Genomic DNA, 22,096 nt, shown 5'->3' on the forward strand with positions numbered 1-22,096 from the left:
ATGCGAGACAGTTCAAGCTTGATGGGAAACGGGATAGGGCCTATCCACGTGCGTTAAAAATGAGTAAAAACAAGTATCCCATTAAGTCTAAGAAAAATGCCGTTCACACTAAGTGAACGGCATTACGTTAACGCCGGTTTATCGATTACAGCCGTGCTTTAATGGCCGCGGTGATCGGGCTTTCGCCGTGACCATTAGCATCGGCCCAACTTATCACGTCGAGGCCATCGGATTCAGTCTGCACTAAGGTACTGGAAGATAATCGTTTCGCAATAAATTCACCAGTATCGTTTGCGCCAGATATCATCGCAAAACGCAGTAAACTCTCGCCATCACAGACAATACTCTCATAGATATTTCGCAATTTTATCCGGCTTTCTTTGAGCTTTTCTCGTAAACGACTACTGTCATCCATTTGCACATATTGGCAAATGTTACTAGCTAGCATGGTGTCAGCTTTCACTGGGAGGGCAAGGCTAGCCACCAGCAAGGTCGCCGTTAAGGTTACAGGTAAAACACGCATAGGATACTCCATTAATATTATGTCGCGGAGTATCTCAGTACTCCGTCCGCCAATGTCAGAAAAAATCAACGGCTACATTGGCAAACGGTAATTTAACATTTCCTTATCAGATTGATAAACTTATATTTTAAGCCATTTTCATTCTGATGTTGCTGCTCAGACTCCAGCAACCACTGCGACGCCTGCCAGTCAGGAAAGTGGGTATCGCCCTCGACATCAAGGTCAATCAAGGTTAAATAGAGCTTATCGGCTTGAGGTAAAAGCTGGCGATAAAGCTCACCACCGCCAATCACCACCAGTTCCTCACAATCGGCGACCAGAGCTTTGGCCGCTTCAACCGTACTGACGCGACTCACCCCAGGGGCTTGCCAACTCTCATTGCGGGTCATGACGATATTTAATCGACCAGGAAGCGCCCTGCCGATCGATTCATAGGTTTTTCTCCCCATTAAGATGGGCTTGCCTAGGGTCATGGCCTTAAAGTGCTGTAAATCCTCCGTTAAGTGCCATGGCATGGTATTGTCTTTGCCGATGACTCGATTATTGGCCATTGCCGCTATCATGGCTATCTGCACACTAAGCTCCTTAGATGATCGGTCGAGTTCGATAGTAGAGTAAACTGGGCAAGGCTAAGCCAACCGACAGTGCTCCAAGAATAAATACGGTTTTAAGCCCATTGGCAACCGAGGTGGCGATTAACTCAGGATTGACGTCGGCAGTCGCCGACAGTTGCACCAAAGCAATCACGGTATTAAACGCATAGGTGCCAGGGATCATAGGAATAATCGCCGCAACCGCATACATTAAGGGCGGCGCCAAATGTCGCTTTGCAAAGCCGATGGTCATAAAGCCAATTAACGCCGCAGCTAGAAAACTGGCCCATTCTATCGGCACGCCCCAATCGATCATTAAGGTGCGACTAGCATGGCCAATGGCACCGGCAATGGCGCAATAGCCCAAATAGCGTTTGGGCACATTGAAGACCATAGCAAATCCCACGGCAGGCACCGCCGAAAAGATGGCATCTTGCAGTAGTTGAGTCCAAATAGTCACAATAATAAGCCGCCCATTTGCATCGCCATCGTAATACCGATCACTGAAGATACTGTCAATAATGTGGCTTGCGCCCAGCGGGATATACCCACATTAATATGACCTTTTACCATATCAGAAATAGCATTAATCATTGGGAAACCAGGGACTAACATCAGCACACTTGCAGCCATGACCAAGGTGGGAGTTTGACTCAGAGGAAACACATAGGCTAGTTGCGCCACTAAGCTTATGACAAATGCCGTCACCGCAAAATTAACCAGAACATTAAAGTGGCGTTTGGCGAACCATAGACGCACGGCCATACCGATAGATGAGGCTAAAAACGTCATGACAAACGCCATGTTATCGCCCCCAAACAATTGGCAAAAACAAGCGCATGACAAGCCAATCATGGGGATAAGTGCCCAGGCGGGGTAGGTGCTGGGACGAATCGCGGCCACTCGACGCTTTACGTCATTGGCACCATAAATCCCTTTCTCTGTCAGGAGGCAAATACGCAGTAATTCACATACCACGGTCATATTGAGCCCATGCTCGCGTAAACGACGGGTAGTGGTGACGCAGCGCCCATGCACAAGACTGGTTAACACGAGGGAATTAGAGGAGATAGAAAGCTCGACACTTTCAAGCCCTAAGGCGTGCCCAAGGCGCTGACTAATATCTTCAACTAGTTCAGAATCAGCGCCATAGGCTAAAAGCAGTTGTGCAACGCGCACAACCTGCCGGGTAATATCGTTTTGAGTATCTGCGTACACTTTTCATCGACCTGGCAGGTTAGGACTAACGTTGGTAGATGACCTCTACATCGTAGTCATCTTCATCCCAATCTTCATCATCGAGATCATCTTCATCGATAATATCGAGATCTGATTGGTGATAGTTGTCCCACTTAAATTCAACTTCAGCATCGGGATCTTTGCGACGATCCTCGACTGGCAGCGTATTGATGTAATCCATCAACTTTAAGCTTAACTCTTCCGTACCGGTGCGCGTAAAGGCAGAGATAGTGAATACTTCACCTTGCCAATCAAGATCACGAACGATTTGATTAACCTTCTCTTGCAACTCTTCTTCGAGCATCAAGTCAGACTTATTCACCACTAACCAACGAGGTTTCTCAGCGAGTTTAGGCGAATATTTTTCAAGTTCCGCCACGATTGCGCGCGCAGATTCAACCGGACAGCTACCATCAATCGGCTCAATGTCCAAGACATGCAGCAGGATACGACAACGCTCTAAATGCTTGAGGAAGCGGATCCCTAAACCAGCACCGTCAGCCGCACCTTCAATCAGGCCAGGAATATCGGCAATCACAAAACTTTGGCCAGGGCGAGGATTAACCACTCCCAAGTTGGGAACCAAGGTCGTGAATGGATAATCAGCTACTTTTGGCTTAGCACGAGATACCGCACGGATTAAGGTCGACTTACCCGCATTAGGCATGCCCAGCAAACCCACATCAGCCAATAACAATAATTCTAATCTTAGGCTACGCACTTCACCTGGAGTACCTAAGGTCTTCTGTCTAGGAGCACGGTTAGTACTGCTCTTAAAGCGAGTGTTACCTAACCCGTGGAAACCGCCCTTGGCAACCAATAATTTTTGGCCATGGGTGGTTAAATCACCTAAGGCTTCTGCTGTTTCTTCATCAACAGCACGAGTACCGACAGGAACTTTTAAGAATAAATCTGCACCACCACGGCCGGTACAATCACAGCTGCTGCCATTTTTGCCACGCTCAGCCATATGGAATCGTTCAAAGCGATAGTCAATCAAGGTGTTGAGGTTTTCGTCGGCTTCTAAATAGACATTGCCGCCATCACCACCGTCGCCACCGTTAGGACCACCATCTGGAACATATTTTTCACGTCTAAAGCTAACACAACCGCTACCGCCGTCGCCCGCTTCAACTCTGATTACTGCCTCATCGACAAACTTCATATCTATTCCAATACCGTTAACTAGCTATGCATAAGGCGGTAATCCTGGCAGCGACATGAAAAGCCCATGCTGCAAAAACCACGCCTTTAAGTGACGGCCGCGCCGCCCACAATCACGAAATTATACTGCTATCTTGTCAGGAGCGCCAAAGCTATCGCTTTTTTTGACTCCAGCAAAACAAAAGCCCCACCAATGGCGGGGCTTCAATCGTTCAAGCAAATTCGACTATTAGTCTTCGATGCTAACAAACTTACGGTTGTTAGGACCTTTAACTTCGAACTTAACTTTACCGTCAGTCAGAGCAAACAAGGTATGGTCACGACCTAAACCTACGTTTACACCGGCGTGGAACTTAGTACCACGTTGACGAACGATGATGTTACCAGCCAAAACTGATTCGCCACCGAAGCGCTTTACACCAAGACGTTTGCTTTCTGAATCGCGGCCGTTACGAGTAGAACCGCCAGCTTTTTTATGTGCCATGAGTTAGACTCCTAATTAAGCGCTGATAGCAGTGATTTTAACTTCAGTGAACCACTGACGGTGGCCCATTTTCTTTTCGTGGTGCTTACGACGGTTAAATTTCTGAATGATAACCTTCTCGCCGCGACCGTGGTTGATAACGGTAGCAACAACTTTGCCACCAGCAACCAGTGGAGCGCCCACTTTCACGTTTTCGCCATCAGCAATCAGCAAAACTTGATCGAATTCGATAGTTTCGCCAGTAGCGACTTCAATTTTCTCTAAACGAACTGTATGACCTTCAGCAACACGGTGTTGCTTACCGCCACTTTGAAAAACAGCGTACATAGCTATTTTACTCCAAATCCTGACACGCTGGTCCCACTTTTAGGGACGGCAGGGTGCTCAAAAAACTTTATTGACAATGGGCGCGGAGTTTACGCGAAGAAGTGCCATCAGGCAAGTGTAAATTATGAAAGATTAAAAAAAGATCGCTTTAACTCTCACAATCCTGCTTCTACTACTGTCTAGTGCCCGCGTTTTTAGTTATATTTGCGCTATATAATAAAGCCTTTATAGGGCTGACCTTAATTTACACCGCCCTGGAACCTGAGTCTATATGGATTTACATGCCATCCGCGAGCTTGCTGAAAACGACATGCAAGCCGTTAACCAACTGATTTATAAACAGCTTGAGTCAGATGTTGCCCTAATTAATCAATTAGGGTTCTATATTATCAACGGTGGGGGCAAGCGATTAAGACCTTTACTCTCGGTATTGGCGGCTCGCGCCGTTAACTACCACGGTGAAGCTCACCTCAAACTGGCCGCCATCATTGAGTTTATTCACACCGCCTCATTACTCCATGATGATGTGGTGGATGAATCCACCATGCGCCGCGGTCGTAAAACCGCCAATGCCATGTTTGGCAACAGTGCCAGTGTGCTCGTTGGTGACTTTCTTTATACCCGTTCATTTCAGATGATGACCGAGTTAGATAATATGAAGGTGCTGACTGTGCTTGCCGATGCCACTAACGTATTGGCAGAAGGTGAAGTCTTACAGTTAATGAATTGCAACGACCCTAATACCACAGAACAAAGCTATATGCGGGTCATATACTGTAAGACCGCTAAGCTGTTCGAGGCGGCCACCCGCTTAGTCGCAGTATTAGCCGGCAGCGACCCGTCATGGGAAACCGCCTTAGGCGAATACGGTAAGTACCTAGGCACAGCGTTCCAGCTAACCGATGATTTACTCGATTACACCGCCGATGCCGAAGAATTAGGAAAAAATATTGGCGATGACTTAGCCGAAGGTAAACCTACCTTGCCACTGATTTATGCTATCAAGCACGGCAACCCTCAAGAGCAACAAATGATCAGGGATGCGATTGAACAAGGCGATGGCAGTCAAAATATCGATGCGATTATTGCGGCGCTTAACCACTGCGGAGCATTAGAGTACACCCACCAGCGCGCCGTTGAAGAGTCGCAAAAAGCCATTGATGCACTCAAAATACTACCTGATAGCGACTACAAAACTGCATTAGTATCGCTCGCCAAGCTGGCCGTTGCGCGTAATCACTAATCAAGACACATTGACAATCGCTGCTAAATTATAGGGCCACACGCTTATAACGTGTGGCCCTTTTGTTTGTTCATCGCCGCCACACTTAAGCGCTATACACGTAATGCAAAAGTTGTATTAATGTTGTTGAAATCATCACAAATTCATGGACAATGAGCAGACTATGTCGGGGCCATGAAGCACATAATGCCAACACTTACTCCCAATAACACCCGCGGTTTTACCCTGATAGAATTGGTCGTGGTGATCATTATTTTAGGGATCTTAGCCGTCATCGTTTCCCCTAAATTTATCAGTCTTGAACAAGACGCTCAGATTTCGAGTGTTAAAGGGGTAGGCGGCGCCTTCAAATCCGCGGTGGATATGGCTCATAGCGCATGGATAGCAAAAGGGGCTGTTGGCCCATTGGAAGATGTGCCGATTTATTCCGATAACCCTGACCGCTCAGGGACCATAGATATCAATGCCAATGGTTGGCCAGCACAGCATTATCTCGGCCCCGTTGAAACTAACCCAGTTCTAAACAATGTTGCAGACTGCCTTTCCGTATGGAAAATTCTATTTGCTGGCGCCTCACCCACGATGTCGCCTTCAGGTGACAGCAGCGAAACCGACTACAAAGCCAGTTATACCGCCCCCGGTCAATGTCGTTATAGCTTAGCTCGCGATAATAATTATTATATTGATTATAACTCCAATGACGGCAGCGTCGTGACCACCACGCCTGAATGATTGAGCCAAACTGACATCAACATCCTTATCTGCCACGGCCAGCGAGGTAACGGGGCCTCATTATACTTGCCAGTCAATGACGCTTTGCCCGCCCGCTTGCAATAATTGGTTAATGGTGGAAAAGTGCCGACAGCCAAAGAAGCCGCGATAGGCTGATAACGGTGATGGGTGCGGCCCAGTTAACACTTGATGATGAGCGGCGGTGATCACCTTACCTTTTTTAATGGCATGACTACCCCACAAGACAAATATAATGGCGTGTGGTTGCTGGTTGAGCAGCGTCATCACCTCGCCCGTGAATGTTTCCCAGCCGGCGTTAGCGTGAGAATGTGCTTTACCCTGCTCTACCGTTAAGACGGTATTAAGCATTAGCACCCCTTGCCGAGCCCACCCTTCTAAGAAGCCATGGCCGGGTATGGTAAAGTCGGCAATATCTGTGGCCAATTCCTTGTACATATTGACTAATGACGGCGGCGTTTTTACGCCAAGCTTGACCGAGAAGCATAACCCATGTGCTTGTCCTGGGCCATGGTATGGATCTTGACCTAAAATCACCACTCGTACTTGATCTAACGGTGTTAATTCAAACGCGCGGTAGACATCATTTGCTGGCGGAAAAATAGTTTTAGTTTGGCGCTCAACAGCCACAAACTGCTCGAGGGTTTTAAAATAGGCTTGCTGCTGCTCGGCGGCAATAAAGGTTGACCAATGGGTATAATTTGACATGCTAGCTCCGCGGCTTACTCTGATGGCGCAAGGGTAAGAGTTAAGTCGCTGTAGAGCAAGCCTAGGCGTTACTCTTGATGATAAACAGTTTCGCGTTCAAAAGAACATAGCCGCGGGCGCAGATGCAGACGAGTTAGGTGGACGAAACAAATCAAGATGGCAATACATAGCTTGTGGGCGATAATTCCAAACGGATTCAATTAAATCAGCAGTTAAACACTCATTAGGAGTACCACTAATAACCATGTTGCCTTGGTTTAACACCATAATTTGGTCAGCATATCGCGCGGCTTGATTAATATCGTGTAGCACACTTATCACGCAAAACTGCCTCTCTTTAGCTAAGGTCTGCAATAAGCCTAACACCCTGTGTTGCTGCGCTAAATCGAGCGCCGAGGTGGGCTCATCAAGCAATAACACCGCAGGCCTCGGTGCTTGCGTTAATTGCACTAGTACTCTGGCAATATGCACCCGCTGTTTTTCACCACCGGATAATGCGGGATAGCTCTGCTGCGCCAAATGCGTTAATTGCAATTGCTCGAGCATGGCAGTAACGCACTCCTCCCCCGCCTTCATATCTAGGCTCAAGGGATAAAGCCCCATGGCAATTACTTGCTGCACAGTAAAAGGAAAACTCAGACTCGCGTATTGCGGCAATACCGCCATTTGCCGCGCAAGCTCAAGGCGCGACCAATTTGTAAGCTCTCGATCATAAAGACTTATCTTGCCAGTATGCACTCTTGTATCTTGGCTAATACATTTTAATAAACTCGATTTGCCCGCACCATTAGGCCCAAGCAACGCAGTAAAAGATCCATAACTAAAGCGTGCATTGATATCGCGCAAAATAACCTTACGGCCTTGCTGCACACTTAACTCTGTAATAGTTAAACACTGATGTTGAGCCACCACATACTCCTTAGCCGAGTGCGATGCGCATCGGGTAAAATTCAATTACGCTAAAATCATTCGTTCTACAGCATTCTTGCTAAATCATTCTTTCTCAATAAATGTTTCTACACCAATCGATGGCGCTGCTTGAGTAGCAAGTAGATAAAGAATGGCGCGCCGATTAAGGCAGTAATGAGTCCTACGGGCACTTCCGCGGGGGCCATCAATACTCGCGAGCCAATATCCGCTAAGGCTAACAATATCGCGCCGAGCACAGCGCTCATGGGCAGTAACTGACGATGATCTGGCCCTAATAGCATTCTGACTATGTGCGGCACCACTAAGCCGATAAAGCCAATAATACCGGTCGCAGCAACGCTGACACCGACACCTAAGGCGCACAATAAAATCATGCGGTACTTTAAGCGCTCCACATCGATGCCTAAATGGCGCGCCTCAGCCTCGCCTAACAACAAGGCATTAAGCGCGTTCGCATGGCGTTGAAATTGCCAAGATAAAATGACTAAGACAGCAAAAGTGAGCCACACATAATCAAAACTCGCGCCAGCAATGGAGCCCATTTGCCAGAGACTTAAATCCCGTAAGGCGCTATCGCTAGCAAGATAAGTCAGCACCCCAATGCCAGCACCAAATAAGGCAGATACCGCAACGCCTGCCAGCAATAACATCACCACAGAAGTACCATCGCGACTTGCCGCCAATTGATACACCAATAAGGTCGTGCCTAATCCCCCCGCAAATGCTGCCATGCCCAGTAAAATTGTGGGCGCCACAGGCAAGAGTACTATGCAAATAGCCGCCCCTAACGCAGCGCCTGTAGATACCCCAATAATGCCAGGATCGGCTAATGGGTTACGAAATAAGCCCTGCATCACAGCGCCCGCTTGCGCCAACATGGCGCCAACTGTCATTGCCAGCAAGGTTCTTGGCAAACGTATGCTATCAATCACCACTTGCTCATGGGGCGCTATGGCAAACGCATCCATAGCGGTCAAACTATGGAGCAGCGCTTTTAATGCTGAACCAAAACCTATGGCTAGTGGGCCAACACTGATAGAAATAATGCTGGTAATCACTAACAGCACTAGTGCGCTATTTCGATAAAAAGAATAATTAGCCACTACGGAAAATCCTTAATCTGGCTTGAATGCTTAAGTGCCTAAATACAAGCTCTGGCAAAGCAGTTAATTTAGGTCGATTAATTGTTCCGCTAACTCATTGGCCGCTTGTAAGCTGCTGATCCCCAAACCGCCAATTAAGGCATGACTATTGATGGGATACACAGAGCCTTGCAACACTGCCTTGGCATGCTGCAACAATGGCATTTGTTGCAGCAATAATTGCTTAGCATCCATTGGCGTTTCATCGCGCACGCTTACAATAATCACATCAGCATCAAGCGCTAAAATCCCTTCTTGTGACACACTTTTATAGCCCTCAAAATCCACTGCATTCTTGCCACCGGCTAAATTAATAATCACATCACCGGCCGACCCTTTACCGCCGACTCGCGCGGGTCGCTCTGGCATCATTAGCATAAATAGAACCTTAGGCGCCGCGGGGGCTACTTGCTGCTGTTTTTGCTGCAATTGGGCAAAGTCGATATCAAGTTTGGTTTTAAGTTGTTGAGCCTGAGTTTCACTGCTGAGAAATCGCCCAAGCGCATCAATATTACTCAGCAAACTTAAATAGTTAGTGGGGATAGGCAATTGCACGACATTTACCCCAGCGGCGCGCACTCTATCTATGGTGGTTTTAGGCCCCATTTCTGCGGTTCCAATCAATACGCTAGGTTGCAACGCAAAAATACCTTCGGCCGACAAGGCCCTGTGATAGCCCAAAGTGGTTAACGACAAATCAGCAGGTGCTTCGCTACTGGCATCAATGGCCACTAACTGTGAACCTGCATCGAGCGCTAAAATTAATTCAGTCACGCCCGCGCCCGCCGCCACAACCTTGGCATTAGCACTAACTTCAGTGCTGGCAGCAATAGCTGCAACACACATCCACGATGACAAGCACAATACACTCACCAACAACCTCAACATAGTTATCTCCTTGTTAGCCAAAACGAGCGCACTCGGCGCTTATGGCTCCATTAAAATTTGGGTTTGACTAATTTTTTGTGCCTGTAACATGGCAAGCAATTGCAGCAACAACTGCACTTCAGCCTGCTTGTCGGCGGCAACTATCACTTCAAGTTCTGGCTCCAAAGTTAAGCGCCGCACAACTTCAGCACTAAAATCACTAAAGGCTTCATACCTGTGGCCATCAATCGCCCAGTACGGCGCCTTTGCCATCACATTCACACTGATATTGGGCTTAGGCGCTAATATTTGCGCCTGCTCGCCACCGTTCGTGGGGACATCAACTGGCAAAGCTAATAATTGGGTGTTGGCGGTCAGCATCAGAAACACTAACAAGATGAAAATGATGTCGATAAGCGCGGTTAAATCTATGCTGAGTTCTTGATTATCAGCGTCTTTATCAAGCTCTATCACTGCGCGCCTCCGTGATATACAGCAAGATCTGGTGTTAACCCCGCCTTGCTATGCACGCCATCAAGCCATAAATTAAGCTCAGTTAAGCCATGCCCGGTGCGCCGACATGTATCGACCACCCAAATATTCATGATTTGTGAAAACGTTAGAGCAGGCAGCGCAATCACTAAGCCTGCGGCCGTAGTATTCATGGCAAGGCCAAGACCTGCGCTTAACATGGCGGGAGTAATGGGGCCAGCGCTCTGGCCTAAACCCGCAAACATGTCAATGAGGCCAAGCACAGTCCCTAACAGGCCAAGTAAAGGACTGATGACACCAATGGCTTGTAGCACCTTGATACCAAACAATAATTGCCGCTGCTCTTTGGCTAGCCATAAGGTCATTAAGGCTTCGCGATCACGGCGGTGATGGGGTTTGCTATGCAGCAAGATTAGGCTGCCTCGAGCCAACATGTCTTGGCGCCTACTGGCGCAAGACTCAAGCTTATCAATGGCTAAACTTGAAACCTTAACCGCAATGATTTGCTGCAATTGCTGACGAAAAAATTGAGGTCGATGGCGTAAATTAACCAGCATAAATGCCAAGCGCTCAATAATAATGACCAAGGTCACTAAAGCGCAGCAGACTAGCGGCCAAGTAAGCACGCCTAGATTGAGATCAGCAACTAACATTGAATTTCCTTACTAATTTAGAGCGAAACGAACCGGCACTTCGACGCGAAACAAACCCGCGCTTAAGTGATTAGGTGCCAAAAAATGCCATTTTTTTACCGCGGCCAGTGCCGCCTCATCTAATACTCGATGACCACTGCTAGTCAGTACAGACAGCGATTGCGCTTGACCATAGTGGTTAAAGAACACTTCAAGCTGCACTGTGCCTTCAAGGCCACGCTTTCTTGCTAATTTGGGATACGTCGGCAGCGTTGGTTCACTGGCATAATCTGCCTGACTGAGTGACACCGGCGCCGCCTTTGATTGAGGCTGAGATAAATACTGAGGTTGCGCATTGGCGCGACGGTCTAACATTGAATTTGGCATGCGACTTGAGGCAGTTAACGGTTCAACCCAATTAACTTTTGCGGCCTCATTAAGCGCAAATGCACTCTCATTAAGCACTGTCGTATCCTCGTTATCTTGGACAGTTTCAGTCGCTGGCGCATTTTTACTGATCTGAACCTTAGGTCGATCGTCACTGGTGAATGGCTTTGATGGCACTGAGCGCTCAGAGGTAATTTCAGGCTTAGTTGCCGGCTTATGAACCCTTGTCTCGAGTGGTTTTTCTACCGTTTTACTCACTATTGAGCGGCTTGATGAGGTTGGTGCGCTTAACGCATGCGCATGCGAAACGGCAGCAACTATTGGTTCAGATGCTGTCTCAGATTTTACCTGAATCGTTGCCGCAGTTAACTGCAATTGCAATCTTTGGCTTACCTCATGGCCTAACCCAGATTTAATGACCATAGGCTCTGAGTGCTGGGCAAATGCGATAGCGCACAATGCCAGCGCCATGGGCGAACATAATAAATAGCGTTTAGGCGTCACAGCGCACTCTCCCAGCCAAAAATAACCAAGTATCCCTATCCGTGCTTTTAGGCATGCAAACTTCCATGCTAATCACCACTCCAAGTTGCTGCCACATGAGCTAAACCACATGAATTAATGCCGCGCTAGCAAGGACTCAAGTGTTAGTTTCTCAATCAAAATCAATCACTATCTCACCCTTAACAGCAGCTTATGCCCAAGCTTTCGCTAATTAAGATACTCAAGCATTAGCTTAAATGCAAATGCAAATGCAAATAATTATCATTTGATCTATTATTTGCATTAAAGTACAGTGCGAGATGTTCGAGTGAACACTGCCAATAACGCCCAGCCACTGTGGAACAACAAGGCTGAGGCTTATCGCTACTGCGCTGATTTTAATGATAAAAGGATATTGTACATGTCGGTAAAACCTCTGACCTTGGCCGTTTTAGCAGGACTTAATCTCATCCCTTTGGCTCATGCCACCAGTCCAAATCAAACACTGACTGAAGTCTTAGTCAGCGCAAGTCGCATTGAAGAGCAAGCCTCAGATTCAAGTCGCTCGGTCGCTGTGATAGATGAGCAAGAAATCGCAGTGACTCAACCTCAGTCTGTTCCACAAGCGCTCACAGGGGCTGCCAACGTCAATGTGACCAATGGCCCAAGAGCGAGCAGTCAAGGCGTTGAAATTCGTGGTATTGGCGGTGATAGAGTGCTGCAAACTGTTGATGGCACTAGGCAAAACGCCAGTTCAGGCCATAGAGGCACCTACTTTTTAGATCCAGAAATGCTCAAATCCATCGAAATCATTCGCGGCCCGGCCAGCAGCCTGTGGGGCAGCGGCGCCATTGGCGGCGTAGTGGCGCAAAATACCCGTTCAGCTAAAGATTTTTTAGAGGACGAGCAATCATTCGGCGGGTATATCAAGCAAGGTTATGAAGCCAATGGTGATAGAACCAAAACCAGCGGTGCACTCTTTGGACAAGATGATGCTTGGGATTGGTTAGTCAATGGTGCTTACTTTGATGGGAATAACATTGATTTAGGTAATGGCCAGCAATTACAACACAGTGGTAATAATGGTTATTCGTCAATGGCTAAACTTGGCTGGCAAGCCAATAATCTTAATCGCCTGCAATTAACGGGGCGCGTTAATCAGATTAATGAACTGGTTCCAAGTAACCCTGGTGCAAACGTTGGCCGCAGCGTCCCCTTAGTGCAGCGCAAAACTGACGATAAGCACCTTAGTCTTGATTATCAGTTCCAATCCAGCAGCAGTGCGTTACTCGATGGCAATGCCAAGCTGTATTACAACCAAGCTAAGTATGATGAACAGCGCATCTCGCTTAAACAAACCGACAACACTGACTATCAAACCTTAGGCCTTAGCTTGGTAAATCGCTCACGCTTTGGCGAGCTAGCCTTTATTTACGGTCTTGATGGCTATCAAGATAAATTATTGACAGTGCGCGATGATAGCGGCCAAGTAGGCCAGCGCCCCGATGATATTGACGCCAACGCTAAGGTTTGGGGTAGCTTTATTCAGGCCGATATTCCGCTGTTTAAGCTGGTCACCTTAAGCCCAGCATTAAGATACGATAGCTTTCACAACACCAGTGACAGCTTAGATTTATCCAGTCGTGATGATAAATGGTCGCCCTCGGTGGGGCTTACTTGGAAAACCGCTCAATGGCTCACGCTAAGCGCTCGTTACGATCAGGCGTTTCGCTCCCCGAGCATGACAGAGATGTTCTCAACCGGTAGCCATTACTGCATACCACCCATCCAGGGGTTTTTACCCAATGGATTATGTAACCGCTTTAAAATCAATCCCGACCTTCAGGCCGAAACCGCGCGCAATAAAGAGTTAAAAATGCAAGTGCAGTTAAACGAGCTCATGGGTGATGATGACTTAAGCTTGAGCCTTAACTTATTTCGCAATGACATCGATGACTTCATTATTCAGCAAGTTGAAAATCCACTCATGGGCATACCAGGCTTTGAGCAAACAACCACTTGGAATAACGTGCAAGACGCGAAATTACAAGGTTTTGAATTTAATGCGCGCTATCGCATCTTGCAAACACGCCTAAGTCTCGACTATGGTCAAACTCAAGGCACAGATGACGCCACCGGCGAATATCTAGAGAGCATTCCGGCGAATAAGCTCACCATCGATTTAAGCCAAGGCCTGTGGAGTAACGATATCACTCTTGGCACGCGCTACATGTATACCGCAAGCCAAAATAAGCTGCCAAGTGCTTCAAACCACACTGACTTTGACGCTTATGGATTATGGGACGTCTATGTCGCGTGGGAGCCATCAAGTGGCAGCTTAAACGGTTTACGTCTTGATGCTGGGATAGACAATTTAACCGATGAGTATTACCGCCAAGCATGGCAAACCTTGTACTCCCCAGGCCGTAATGTCAAATTATCCGCGCGCTTTACTTTTTAAGGCTCACTATGAATATGATCAACCACCACATAATGGCCACCTTGCAGACAGAGCCTCATACAAGCCCAAGTGATCTCGCCCAACAGCTTGAAGTCAGTGAACTCTTGATTTATCAGCATTTACCGCCTGAACAAGTGCATTGGCTGCCAAGCGCGCTAGCGCAAAAGTTACTTGAAGCCCTGCCAGAGTGGGGCAACTTAATGACCATAGTGCAGCTCGCAGGTAATGTTTTTGAATTTAAAGGCCCTTTCCCTAAAGGCAAACTCGGGCACGGGTATTTTAATCTCTACAGTAAGCACGATGGCATGTATGGCCACTTGTTACTGTCAAGCTTTGCCGCCATTGCGCTCGTAAGCCGCCCTCTTCGCGGGCGAGCAAGCCATGCCATCTGCTTTTTTGCGGCCAGTGGCGATGTCATTTTCAAGATTTATTTAGGGCGAGATCAAGCGGGAGAAATATTCCCAGAACAAGTACACAATTTCAATCAACTTAAACAGTTAACCGCAGACTGTTCAATCTAAATCATAGCAACTGACGGCTCGCCGCAGTGCAGGACAAATAGAGGCCACAATGACAACCCGTATTGAACAACGCATCGATGAACAGCAGGCTGAAAACCACAAGCAAGAACGTTTAGCCAGTAAGCTATTGCCTGAAATTAATCAATTTAAACACAGCCGCCATACCTTGCAGCTCGCCACTTGCGATCAACATGGTTTACCTAACGCAAGCTATGCGCCTTTTGCATTGGCAGATAAAGGTTTTTATATTCTGGTTAGCGATATGGCGCGCCACGGCATGAATCTAAAGCAATCATCCTTAGTGTCTGTCATGCTGCTTGAAGACGAAAACGAAGCCAAAACCGTATTTGCGCGCAAGCGTCTTACCTTTGATGCTCATGCCAAATGCATTGGCCGCGATAACCCTGATTTTAACTTAGGGGTTGCCGCCTTAACCGCGCGATTTGGCGACATGAGCGCAGAACTTGCCGCCCTGGCCGATTTTAATCTTTATCAATTAAGGCCGCAGCAAGGTCTGTACGTTAAAGGCTTCGGCCAAGCATTTAAGCTAAGTGGTGATGAGTTATTAGAAGTGAGTTGGCAAAACGCAGGTCAACATGGCGTAGCGCAATCCCTTAGCCCAGCGTAATTCATACCGATAGCGCTAGAGCCTAGACCCGTGCTGATACCCGTGGTGGCTCTCGCGTTATTCCTGTCATGGCACTGTTGCTATGCGCCCGCCCTTCTTGCACACTGATGCATTATCCATCATCTGAACATAATGAAAACACTCACGCCTAACCGCGCAAACTAGTGTCATAATGCCTTTGTGTAACAAGCCATCTATGTTTAACAAGCTCTCTGTGTTCAATAACGTAGCCATCTGCAACCCTATTCACCTAAACACGCCCAGACGTCAGTTAAGTGCCTGCACTATCGCCAAGGAGACCGAATGAGTGAATCGAACCACTTAAGCTCAACAGAATCAGTCAAAGTAAGCGCGCCCACTACGGGGCAGAATAAAACAATAAATCAACCACCTGACACTGCGCGCATTCCCCTTAAAAACACGTCTGCGGTACTGCGTTGGATTGCAGCATTTCTGAAGCCTTATCGTTATAAAGTCATCGCCGCCTTAGTGTGTTTATTGATTGGTTCACTGACTTGGTTATCTCTCGGCCAAGGTGTGCGACTGCTGGTCGATGAAGGGTTTACTCAGGGGGCCAGTCAGCAACTCAATCGAATTATGCTGGCTCTACTCGCCATCATCACCATCAGTAGTATTGCGGTTTTTTGCCGATTTTATCTGATGAGCTGGCTGGGTGAACGGGTCAGTAATGATATCAGATGTTTGGTTTACCAGCGCTTGTTATCCTTACCCCCCGCATTTTTTGCCAAGGCGCGCACCGGCGAGGTGATATCGCGTTTCACCGCGGATACTACCTTAATCCAAACCGTCATTGGTTCGAGTTTTTCCATGGCCTTACGTTCCAGTGTCACCGTGATGGGCGGCATCATCATGATGGCCTTTACTAGTTGGCAACTAACAGGCTTGGTGTTGCTGGCGGTCCCCATAGTGTTAGGTCCAATAGTACTGCTGGGACAGCGGGTTAGAAACTTATCACGCACCAGCCAAGATAAAGTGGCCGATCTCGGCGCTTATATCGACGAGACCTTGCACGAAATTCACACGGTGCAAGCCTATGGGCATGAAGCCATAGATAAAGCTCATTTTACCGGACAAACCCAAGCCATCATGCAGGCAGCCTCCGCCCGCATTAAATACCGTGCCTTTTTGATTGCCATCGTGTTGTTTCTATCAATTGCGGCAATTGTCTCTGTGACTTGGTTCGGCGCATTTCAAGTGATGAATGGCGCCATCAGTGGTGGGGATTTATCAGCCTTCTTATTTTATGCGGTGATGGTCGCCGCAGCGATGGCAACCATTAGTGAAGTGTTTAGCGATATTCAACATGCCGCCGGCGCCGCTGAGCGCTTAATTGAATTGGCGCACACCCAAAGCGAACTGGTAGAACGAGCTCAACCTCAAGCCTTGCCTGCAAATACTCCACTGGATATTGGATTTGATAATGTAACATTTAGCTACCCAGGCCAAGCAAACAATCAAGTATTTAATCAACTGAGTTTAACCATCAAGGCTGGTAAACGGATTGCTTTAGTGGGCCCAAGCGGTGCAGGGAAAAGTAGCTTATTTAGCTTGTTGCAGCGCTTTTATGATATCCAACAAGGCAGTATTACGTTAGCAGGGATACCTATCGACGCGCTCAGCTTATCGACCTTACGCCAACAGTTTGCCTTAGTGCCGCAAGATCCAGTGATATTTGCCACCAGTGTGCTCGAAAATGTTCGCTATGGTCGCCCAGATGCCACGGAAGATGATGTCATACATGCCTGTATTGCTGCCCGAGTCGATGAATTTATTGATGAATTTAATGAAGGGTATCAAACCTATTTAGGCGAGCGCGGCATCCGATTATCCGGTGGCCAAAAACAACGAATTGCCATCGCAAGAGCGCTACTGGCCGACCGCCCTATTTTATTACTTGATGAAGCCACCAGTGCCCTCGATGCCATCAGTGAAATCAAGGTCAAACAAGCGCTTGATGAGCTGATGCTAGATAAAACTAGCATCATCATTGCTCACCGCCTAAGCACAGTGATTAATGCCGATTGCATTATTGTGCTGGAGCAGGGCCACATTGTTGCCAGTGGCACCCATCACGAACTGATGCAAAGCTCGCCCTTGTATCATGACTTTGCTAGCTTACAATTATTAGATGAACAGCATCCCGACTATCAAGCTGCCGCAGGCCTTGCCAGCGCCCGCCAGTGAGACAGCATGCCAGCAATACTCGAGATTTCAAAGCTTCAGTCAGGGTTTGAAGATCCCCTCACAGCCTAACGGCTAAGTTATGTGCTGGCAGGCATTTAACCCTCATAGGGGACTCTGGTTGCGGTAAAACAAGCTTGCTTAAAGTGCTGGCGGGCTTAGCGCCTCCGGCGACAGGCACAATCACTTGGCAAGGACAAACCATCACCTCGGCCAACGTCAATTCTTGGCGCCAATGCTGCAGTTACCTGCCCCAGCGCGCCGAGTGTAGTAATGACAGTATTATCAATAACATTCTCTGGCCATGGCAGCGGCTCACATTGCCTTCCCCCAGCCTTAGTCGTATTGAACAAGCGTTGCGACCTTTGCGGCTTGCGACGCTTGATTTGCGCTAAACGCTTTATCTTTGATGACTACCAACGGTTACGCATTCACTTGCCAAGCCGTTAATCCTAAGCCTATGCCTTAACGGCAGATCACTTGGTTTCGACCGGCTTTTTTCGCTTGATATAATAATTGGTCAGCCACCTTCATCACCGCTTGCGGGGTGTTAGCCGCGCTATGGTCGGCCACACCAATACTGATGGTGACATGCACGGGTTCCATAGTAACGCCCTGGCCGCGCTTCTGTTTACCTTTAGTATCATCCGGTCCACGTTCGGCGTATTCGCGAACCGATAAGGGATAATCTGCAATAGCTTGACGCAACTCATCAAGGTCAGCCACACAATCTTGAGCCCGGCGCCCCTTAAACAACAGGGTAAACTCTTCGCCGCCATAGCGATAAACCTTGGCCCCCATGCCGCAATGTTTACCCATAATGCTCGCCACTAACTTAAGCACATCATCCCCCATGTTGTGGCCGTAGGTATCATTAAAGGATTTAAAATGATCCACATCCATCATCGCCAGCGAATATCGCCGCCCGAGGTGTTTCATTTCATTCTCAAGGGCTCGCCGCCCTGGAATGCCCGTTAATCCATCTATAAAGGCTAACTCTAACGAACAACCAATAAGATTAGTCAGCAGCAATGCCCCAGCCAAGCCCATCGTCAAGGCGGAAATAAACGGTTTATCGACCGCTATCATAAATAACAGCACAGCCAAGATACCATACAGTACACTTTGGTCAGATGACGCACGGCGCACTAATAAGCTCATGGCGGCGATACAAGCACAGGCGCTCGCAACTAACATAACCAACACCGGAGCCGATGATAGGTTGGGTATATGGAGCAAATAAGTTTGCCATAGCAAGGAGTCCGTCAGCGGGTAGCTGGCAAGCAACCATTTGCAGATGGCCAATTGACTTGCCAATAACAGCACATACAAACCACCGATAATCGAGAAGATACGGCGCTCAGGATAGATAAGAATGACCAGTAAATTAACTGGCACCAATAAACCTAATAAGACATATTCTAGCCGCACCGTACCATGGGATAAGGGCAATTGTAGTCGCCATTGGATCATGGCGTACACCGTCATTAATAGCAGGGTCACCCAGCCGGTGCGCAGTTGATTAAAGAATTGACTCAGCATCAAGGCTAAGCCCAAGGTGACATAGGGCAACCATACCAGCAAGTCACCATAAGGCAATACCCAATTCGCTAAGTGCTCGTAACCTAAAAATAAACCGCCAAAAAATATAAAAGGGATCCACACCTTCACACTGGGGTTGCGCAAAAAATCAAATAACACAATTTGGCCTTTTATTATGATAAATCCAAGCAGCGATGGCGACAGCGGCTATCGAGGGTTGCAAGCAAGGCTCCCTTTGATACGGCATAAAAAAAGCCAATAAATATCGGCTTTTTGACAGGCATATTGGCAATTAGCCGTTAGTGAGCGGTCGCCAAAAAATTACGCCAGCTCACCAGTGCGGTGGCGAAATCATCTAAGCCACAACTACCACTCGATTCGGCATCATATAAACTCATGCCATCTTCTAAGTCGTAGTCTTGATTAAAGCCAATCACATTGGCAAATATCCGCACTTGCTCAAAATCCATTTCTAAAGTGAACTCACCGCCGACTAACTGAAAATATCCCGCTTGACCTTCTTGCAAGGTGGAAATGACATTCATCAGCTCGGAGATAATATCTTCATCCTGCCCGAGTTCTTCGGTGAACCAGCGACCTAATACTTCATGATCCATACTGAAAATAGCCGTGGCAGTTCCATCGAGGGAATTACGCCGAAATTCATACTCCATTGGGGATCTCTTAACCTAGGTAACTTAAGAGTCAATTCTAACTCAAAGCCATCAAAAATTCCCATTGTTCCCCCCTAAAAACATAAGATCCAATCAATAGAAGTTAATTTGCATCAAACCTATATCAGGGTAACAATAACTCCAGTCAGAGTTATTGGAGTTTCAATATCATGCACCACGAAACCGAGTTCGCGTATCTATTAAGTCCTGATGGTGCTCGCAAGATCACAATAGCTGAAGCCCTGAGTTGGCAACCTTCGTCTGCGCACGATAAGCAACAATTATGGTTACATTTAAATTATCAAACCCCTGAGTGTAAACATCACTTAAGCCGCTTAGGACTGACGGCGGGCGATATTAGGGTGCTGCTGTCGATATCACCTCGGCCACGGGTACAAAGCACGAGCAGTCGTTTACTGATTTGCCTGCGCGGGATCAACCTTAACCCCGGTCATGATCCCCAAGATATGATTGCCATCCGTATCTACCAAGATAAGCATAGGTTGATCAGTTGCGGCCAACGGCAATTAGCGTCGGTTAAGGCGAGTATCAACTTGCTGCCCGAACTTAATCCCTGCGAGATCACGCCGCTGCTGATGACCTTGTGCGATCAACTCACTCAACGACAAACACAATATGTCGATAGCTTACAAGATAAGCTTTCCCAGCTAGAAGATTTACTGTCTCTCAATCCCAACGACAGCCTGCATAATGATCTCAATGACTTACGCCGCCAAGCCCTTGCCTGTCGACGCTACCTTGCGCCGCAACGAGAAGCTCTAGCTCGCTTAGGTAACTGTGATTTTCCGTTGGCTCAAACCGAACGCAACCAACTTAAAGATCTTAACGACAGCCTAGTTCGCATGATTGAAGATCTCGACCTTATCCGAGAGTTGGTTAAAGTTAACCAAGATGAACTCGCCAGTATCGCCGCTGGAAAACTCAATCAAAGGCTGTATTTTTTGTCCATCATTACCAGTATTTTTATGCCATTAGGGTTTTTAACTGGCTTACTTGGAGTCAATATTGGCGGGATACCGGGCACAGAGAATCACTGGGCATTTGCGGCGTTTTCGGGAATTCTCGGGCTATTGCTGATCGTACAACTTTGGCTCATCATTCATTTCAAGTGGCTGAAATAGCTTGCTAAATTTCAGCCATAAAAAAGGCGCCGAAGGCGCCTTTTTTATCATTTAGCCAATTATTGAGCCGCTGGTGCTTCTGGCGCTTCGGCCTTATCCACACCTAATAATTCAACTTCAAATACTAACGTTGAATTTGGTGGGATAGTGCCAGTATCGCGATCGCCATAAGCTAACTCAGCAGGAATAACGAACTTAAACTTAGAGCCTACGTTCATCAACTGAACACCTTCAGTCCAACCTGGGATCACGCGATTGAGTGGGAACTTAATTGGCTCACCACGATCGTAAGATGAATCAAACTTAGTGCCATCAGTCAAAGTCCCTAAGTAGTTCACTTCAACGGTATCTTCAGCACTTGGCATCGCGCCATCACCTTGAACCAGCACTTCATACTGCAAGCCAGAGTCGGTAACTTTAACACCCTCTTTTTTAGCGTTTTCCGCCAAGAATGCTTGGCTATCAGCCGCAGCCTTTTCTGCTAACGCTTTGGCTTCAGCCATGCGCTTTTCATTAAGCTTTTCATCTAAGCTTTGCAACACCGTCTGCATTTCTTCTTCGGTCAGCTTTAATTCATTGCTGAGGCCATTGCTAAACCCTTCAATGATTAATTGCTTATCAACTGGCATACCTAAGGTTTCTTGCTCAGCAATGTGGCCTGACATATAAGCACCAATGGAAGCACCAATGCTATATGATTCTTTTTGTTCTGGAGTAGTCAAAGTCGTGGAGGTGGTTGCTGCAACCGCTTGGGTGTCTTGTTCTTGATTACAAGCAGTTAAACCCGTCAGCGCGAGCGCCACCAACGAATACTTAAAAATTGATTTCATTAATTGCTTCCTCAGCTTGATGTTGCCATCAAAATTAGCGTAAATGTTCTTAGCGAATCCACTTTATACTAGTTATTAACGATATTCCAATGTCTATTAGAAAGCGCAAAATAACATAAGGATTTGTTTGCT

General features: G+C 47.3%; 24 protein-coding genes and 1 pseudogene. 8 read left to right on the top strand and 17 right to left on the bottom strand.

The features are described 5' to 3' along the window. Window positions 1–145: 145 nt before the first annotated feature. From KU855_RS09015 to rplU, 7 genes are all read right to left on the bottom strand, one after another. Entirely contained in the window at window positions 146–523 is a 378-nt protein-coding gene (locus KU855_RS09015; RefSeq protein WP_218529969.1) for a DUF3718 domain-containing protein, read from the bottom strand. Window positions 524–615: 92 nt separating this feature from the next. Next, window positions 616–1,098 carry a type 3 dihydrofolate reductase gene (gene folA / locus KU855_RS09020; RefSeq protein ID WP_218529970.1) on the bottom strand — a complete coding sequence of 161 codons (483 nt, stop codon included), beginning with the start codon at window positions 1,096–1,098 and terminating at the stop codon, window positions 616–618. A gap of 10 nt (window positions 1,099–1,108) precedes the next feature. Continuing rightward, window positions 1,109–1,582 carry a threonine/serine exporter family protein gene (locus KU855_RS09025; protein ID WP_371316343.1) on the bottom strand — a complete coding sequence of 158 codons (474 nt, stop codon included), beginning with the start codon at window positions 1,580–1,582 and terminating at the stop codon, window positions 1,109–1,111. Continuing rightward, complete coding sequence (locus KU855_RS09030; RefSeq protein WP_218529971.1) at window positions 1,573–2,334, bottom strand: threonine/serine exporter family protein; 762 nt, start codon at window positions 2,332–2,334, stop codon at window positions 1,573–1,575. The genes KU855_RS09025 and KU855_RS09030 overlap by 10 nt, the downstream gene beginning before the upstream one ends. Before the next feature lie 25 nt (window positions 2,335–2,359). After that, complete coding sequence (gene cgtA / locus KU855_RS09035) at window positions 2,360–3,520, bottom strand: Obg family GTPase CgtA (RefSeq protein ID WP_218529972.1); 1,161 nt, start codon at window positions 3,518–3,520, stop codon at window positions 2,360–2,362. Between the two features lie 228 nt (window positions 3,521–3,748). Then, window positions 3,749–4,003: a 50S ribosomal protein L27 gene (rpmA, locus tag KU855_RS09040; protein ID WP_025819415.1), complete on the bottom strand. Its 255-nt coding sequence runs from the start codon at window positions 4,001–4,003 to the stop codon at window positions 3,749–3,751. A gap of 15 nt (window positions 4,004–4,018) precedes the next feature. Further along, on the bottom strand, window positions 4,019–4,330 hold the full coding sequence (gene rplU / locus KU855_RS09045; RefSeq protein WP_140931205.1) for a 50S ribosomal protein L21: 312 nt from the start codon (window positions 4,328–4,330) through the stop codon (window positions 4,019–4,021). Between the two features lie 271 nt (window positions 4,331–4,601). Between rplU and ispB the strand changes: the two genes are divergently transcribed. After that, window positions 4,602–5,573 carry an octaprenyl diphosphate synthase gene (gene ispB, locus KU855_RS09050; protein ID WP_218529973.1) on the top strand — a complete coding sequence of 324 codons (972 nt, stop codon included), beginning with the start codon at window positions 4,602–4,604 and terminating at the stop codon, window positions 5,571–5,573. Window positions 5,574–5,759: 186 nt separating this feature from the next. Further along, window positions 5,760–6,305, top strand: coding sequence for a prepilin-type N-terminal cleavage/methylation domain-containing protein (locus KU855_RS09055; protein WP_256260945.1), 546 nt, complete (start codon window positions 5,760–5,762; stop codon window positions 6,303–6,305). 60 nt (window positions 6,306–6,365) lie between these two features. On the opposite strand, the gene ung is transcribed toward KU855_RS09055, so the two are convergent. From ung to KU855_RS19055, 7 genes are all read right to left on the bottom strand, one after another. Next, window positions 6,366–7,031, bottom strand: coding sequence for a uracil-DNA glycosylase (gene ung, locus KU855_RS09060; RefSeq protein ID WP_218529975.1), 666 nt, complete (start codon window positions 7,029–7,031; stop codon window positions 6,366–6,368). Window positions 7,032–7,127: 96 nt separating this feature from the next. Then, window positions 7,128–7,940, bottom strand: a complete 813-nt coding sequence (locus KU855_RS09065) for a heme ABC transporter ATP-binding protein (protein ID WP_218529976.1) — start codon at window positions 7,938–7,940, stop codon at window positions 7,128–7,130. A 107-nt stretch (window positions 7,941–8,047) separates the two neighbouring features. After that, window positions 8,048–9,064 carry an iron ABC transporter permease gene (locus KU855_RS09070; protein WP_218529977.1) on the bottom strand — a complete coding sequence of 339 codons (1,017 nt, stop codon included), beginning with the start codon at window positions 9,062–9,064 and terminating at the stop codon, window positions 8,048–8,050. 63 nt (window positions 9,065–9,127) lie between these two features. After that, window positions 9,128–9,991 (bottom strand): hemin ABC transporter substrate-binding protein, encoded by an 864-nt coding sequence (locus tag KU855_RS09075; RefSeq protein ID WP_218529978.1) that lies wholly within the window; start codon window positions 9,989–9,991, stop codon window positions 9,128–9,130. Window positions 9,992–10,030: 39 nt separating this feature from the next. Then, entirely contained in the window at window positions 10,031–10,444 is a 414-nt protein-coding gene (locus KU855_RS09080; RefSeq protein WP_218529979.1) for a biopolymer transporter ExbD, read from the bottom strand. Next, window positions 10,441–11,115, bottom strand: a complete 675-nt coding sequence (locus KU855_RS09085; RefSeq protein ID WP_218529980.1) for a MotA/TolQ/ExbB proton channel family protein — start codon at window positions 11,113–11,115, stop codon at window positions 10,441–10,443. Before KU855_RS09085 ends, KU855_RS09080 begins: the two co-directional genes overlap by 4 nt. A gap of 12 nt (window positions 11,116–11,127) precedes the next feature. Next, window positions 11,128–11,985, bottom strand: a complete 858-nt coding sequence (locus tag KU855_RS19055) for an energy transducer TonB (protein WP_218529981.1) — start codon at window positions 11,983–11,985, stop codon at window positions 11,128–11,130. 400 nt (window positions 11,986–12,385) lie between these two features. Here KU855_RS19055 and KU855_RS09095 point away from each other — a divergent pair, with 400 nt between their 5' ends. From KU855_RS09095 to KU855_RS19060, 5 genes and pseudogenes are all read left to right on the top strand, one after another. Further along, on the top strand, window positions 12,386–14,425 hold the full coding sequence (locus tag KU855_RS09095) for a TonB-dependent hemoglobin/transferrin/lactoferrin family receptor (RefSeq protein WP_218529982.1): 2,040 nt from the start codon (window positions 12,386–12,388) through the stop codon (window positions 14,423–14,425). Window positions 14,426–14,433: 8 nt separating this feature from the next. Then, the gene (gene hutX / locus KU855_RS09100; protein ID WP_256260947.1) at window positions 14,434–14,946 is read left to right on the top strand and encodes a heme utilization cystosolic carrier protein HutX; all 513 of its coding nucleotides are present in this window, start codon (window positions 14,434–14,436) and stop codon (window positions 14,944–14,946) included. Between the two features lie 49 nt (window positions 14,947–14,995). Beyond that, window positions 14,996–15,574 carry a heme utilization protein HutZ gene (gene hutZ, locus KU855_RS09105; protein WP_218529983.1) on the top strand — a complete coding sequence of 193 codons (579 nt, stop codon included), beginning with the start codon at window positions 14,996–14,998 and terminating at the stop codon, window positions 15,572–15,574. Window positions 15,575–15,877: 303 nt separating this feature from the next. After that, window positions 15,878–17,779: an ABC transporter transmembrane domain-containing protein gene (locus KU855_RS09110; protein ID WP_218529984.1), complete on the top strand. Its 1,902-nt coding sequence runs from the start codon at window positions 15,878–15,880 to the stop codon at window positions 17,777–17,779. Between the two features lie 77 nt (window positions 17,780–17,856). Beyond that, a pseudogene (locus tag KU855_RS19060) lies at window positions 17,857–18,171 on the top strand (ATP-binding cassette domain-containing protein); the annotation flags it as partial. A gap of 70 nt (window positions 18,172–18,241) precedes the next feature. On the opposite strand, the gene KU855_RS19065 reads toward KU855_RS19060, so the two are convergent. Continuing rightward, the gene (locus tag KU855_RS19065; protein ID WP_218529985.1) at window positions 18,242–19,477 is read right to left on the bottom strand and encodes a GGDEF domain-containing protein; all 1,236 of its coding nucleotides are present in this window, start codon (window positions 19,475–19,477) and stop codon (window positions 18,242–18,244) included. Between the two features lie 140 nt (window positions 19,478–19,617). Further along, entirely contained in the window at window positions 19,618–19,992 is a 375-nt protein-coding gene (locus KU855_RS09125) for a YacL family protein (RefSeq protein ID WP_218529986.1), read from the bottom strand. Window positions 19,993–20,162: 170 nt separating this feature from the next. On the opposite strand from KU855_RS09125, the gene KU855_RS09130 reads away from it, so the two are divergent. Further along, the gene (locus tag KU855_RS09130; RefSeq protein ID WP_218529987.1) at window positions 20,163–21,134 is read left to right on the top strand and encodes a CorA family divalent cation transporter; all 972 of its coding nucleotides are present in this window, start codon (window positions 20,163–20,165) and stop codon (window positions 21,132–21,134) included. Window positions 21,135–21,193: 59 nt separating this feature from the next. On the opposite strand, the gene fkpA is transcribed toward KU855_RS09130, so the two are convergent. Further along, entirely contained in the window at window positions 21,194–21,964 is a 771-nt protein-coding gene (gene fkpA, locus KU855_RS09135) for an FKBP-type peptidyl-prolyl cis-trans isomerase (RefSeq protein ID WP_218529988.1), read from the bottom strand. Between the last annotated feature and the right edge of the window lie 132 nt (window positions 21,965–22,096).

The sequence above is a fragment of the Shewanella sp. NIFS-20-20 genome (genome assembly GCF_019209865.1).
Lineage (GTDB): Bacteria > Pseudomonadota > Gammaproteobacteria > Enterobacterales > Shewanellaceae > Shewanella.

Coding starts and splice junctions, on each gene's coding strand:
- KU855_RS09015 (WP_218529969.1), bottom strand. CDS start 523: ATGCGTGTTTTACCTGTAACCTTAACGGCGACCTTGCTGGTGGCTAGC.
- cgtA (WP_218529972.1), bottom strand. CDS start 3,520: ATGAAGTTTGTCGATGAGGCAGTAATCAGAGTTGAAGCGGGCGACGGC.
- rpmA (WP_025819415.1), bottom strand. CDS start 4,003: ATGGCACATAAAAAAGCTGGCGGTTCTACTCGTAACGGCCGCGATTCA.
- rplU (WP_140931205.1), bottom strand. CDS start 4,330: ATGTACGCTGTTTTTCAAAGTGGCGGTAAGCAACACCGTGTTGCTGAA.
- ispB (WP_218529973.1), top strand. CDS start 4,602: ATGGATTTACATGCCATCCGCGAGCTTGCTGAAAACGACATGCAAGCC.
- KU855_RS09055 (WP_256260945.1), top strand. CDS start 5,760: ATGCCAACACTTACTCCCAATAACACCCGCGGTTTTACCCTGATAGAA.
- ung (WP_218529975.1), bottom strand. CDS start 7,031: ATGTCAAATTATACCCATTGGTCAACCTTTATTGCCGCCGAGCAGCAG.
- KU855_RS09075 (WP_218529978.1), bottom strand. CDS start 9,991: ATGTTGAGGTTGTTGGTGAGTGTATTGTGCTTGTCATCGTGGATGTGT.
- KU855_RS09085 (WP_218529980.1), bottom strand. CDS start 11,115: ATGTTAGTTGCTGATCTCAATCTAGGCGTGCTTACTTGGCCGCTAGTC.
- KU855_RS09095 (WP_218529982.1), top strand. CDS start 12,386: ATGTCGGTAAAACCTCTGACCTTGGCCGTTTTAGCAGGACTTAATCTC.
- hutX (WP_256260947.1), top strand. CDS start 14,434: ATGAATATGATCAACCACCACATAATGGCCACCTTGCAGACAGAGCCT.
- hutZ (WP_218529983.1), top strand. CDS start 14,996: ATGACAACCCGTATTGAACAACGCATCGATGAACAGCAGGCTGAAAAC.
- KU855_RS09110 (WP_218529984.1), top strand. CDS start 15,878: ATGAGTGAATCGAACCACTTAAGCTCAACAGAATCAGTCAAAGTAAGC.
- KU855_RS09125 (WP_218529986.1), bottom strand. CDS start 19,992: ATGGAGTATGAATTTCGGCGTAATTCCCTCGATGGAACTGCCACGGCT.
- KU855_RS09130 (WP_218529987.1), top strand. CDS start 20,163: ATGCACCACGAAACCGAGTTCGCGTATCTATTAAGTCCTGATGGTGCT.
- fkpA (WP_218529988.1), bottom strand. CDS start 21,964: ATGAAATCAATTTTTAAGTATTCGTTGGTGGCGCTCGCGCTGACGGGT.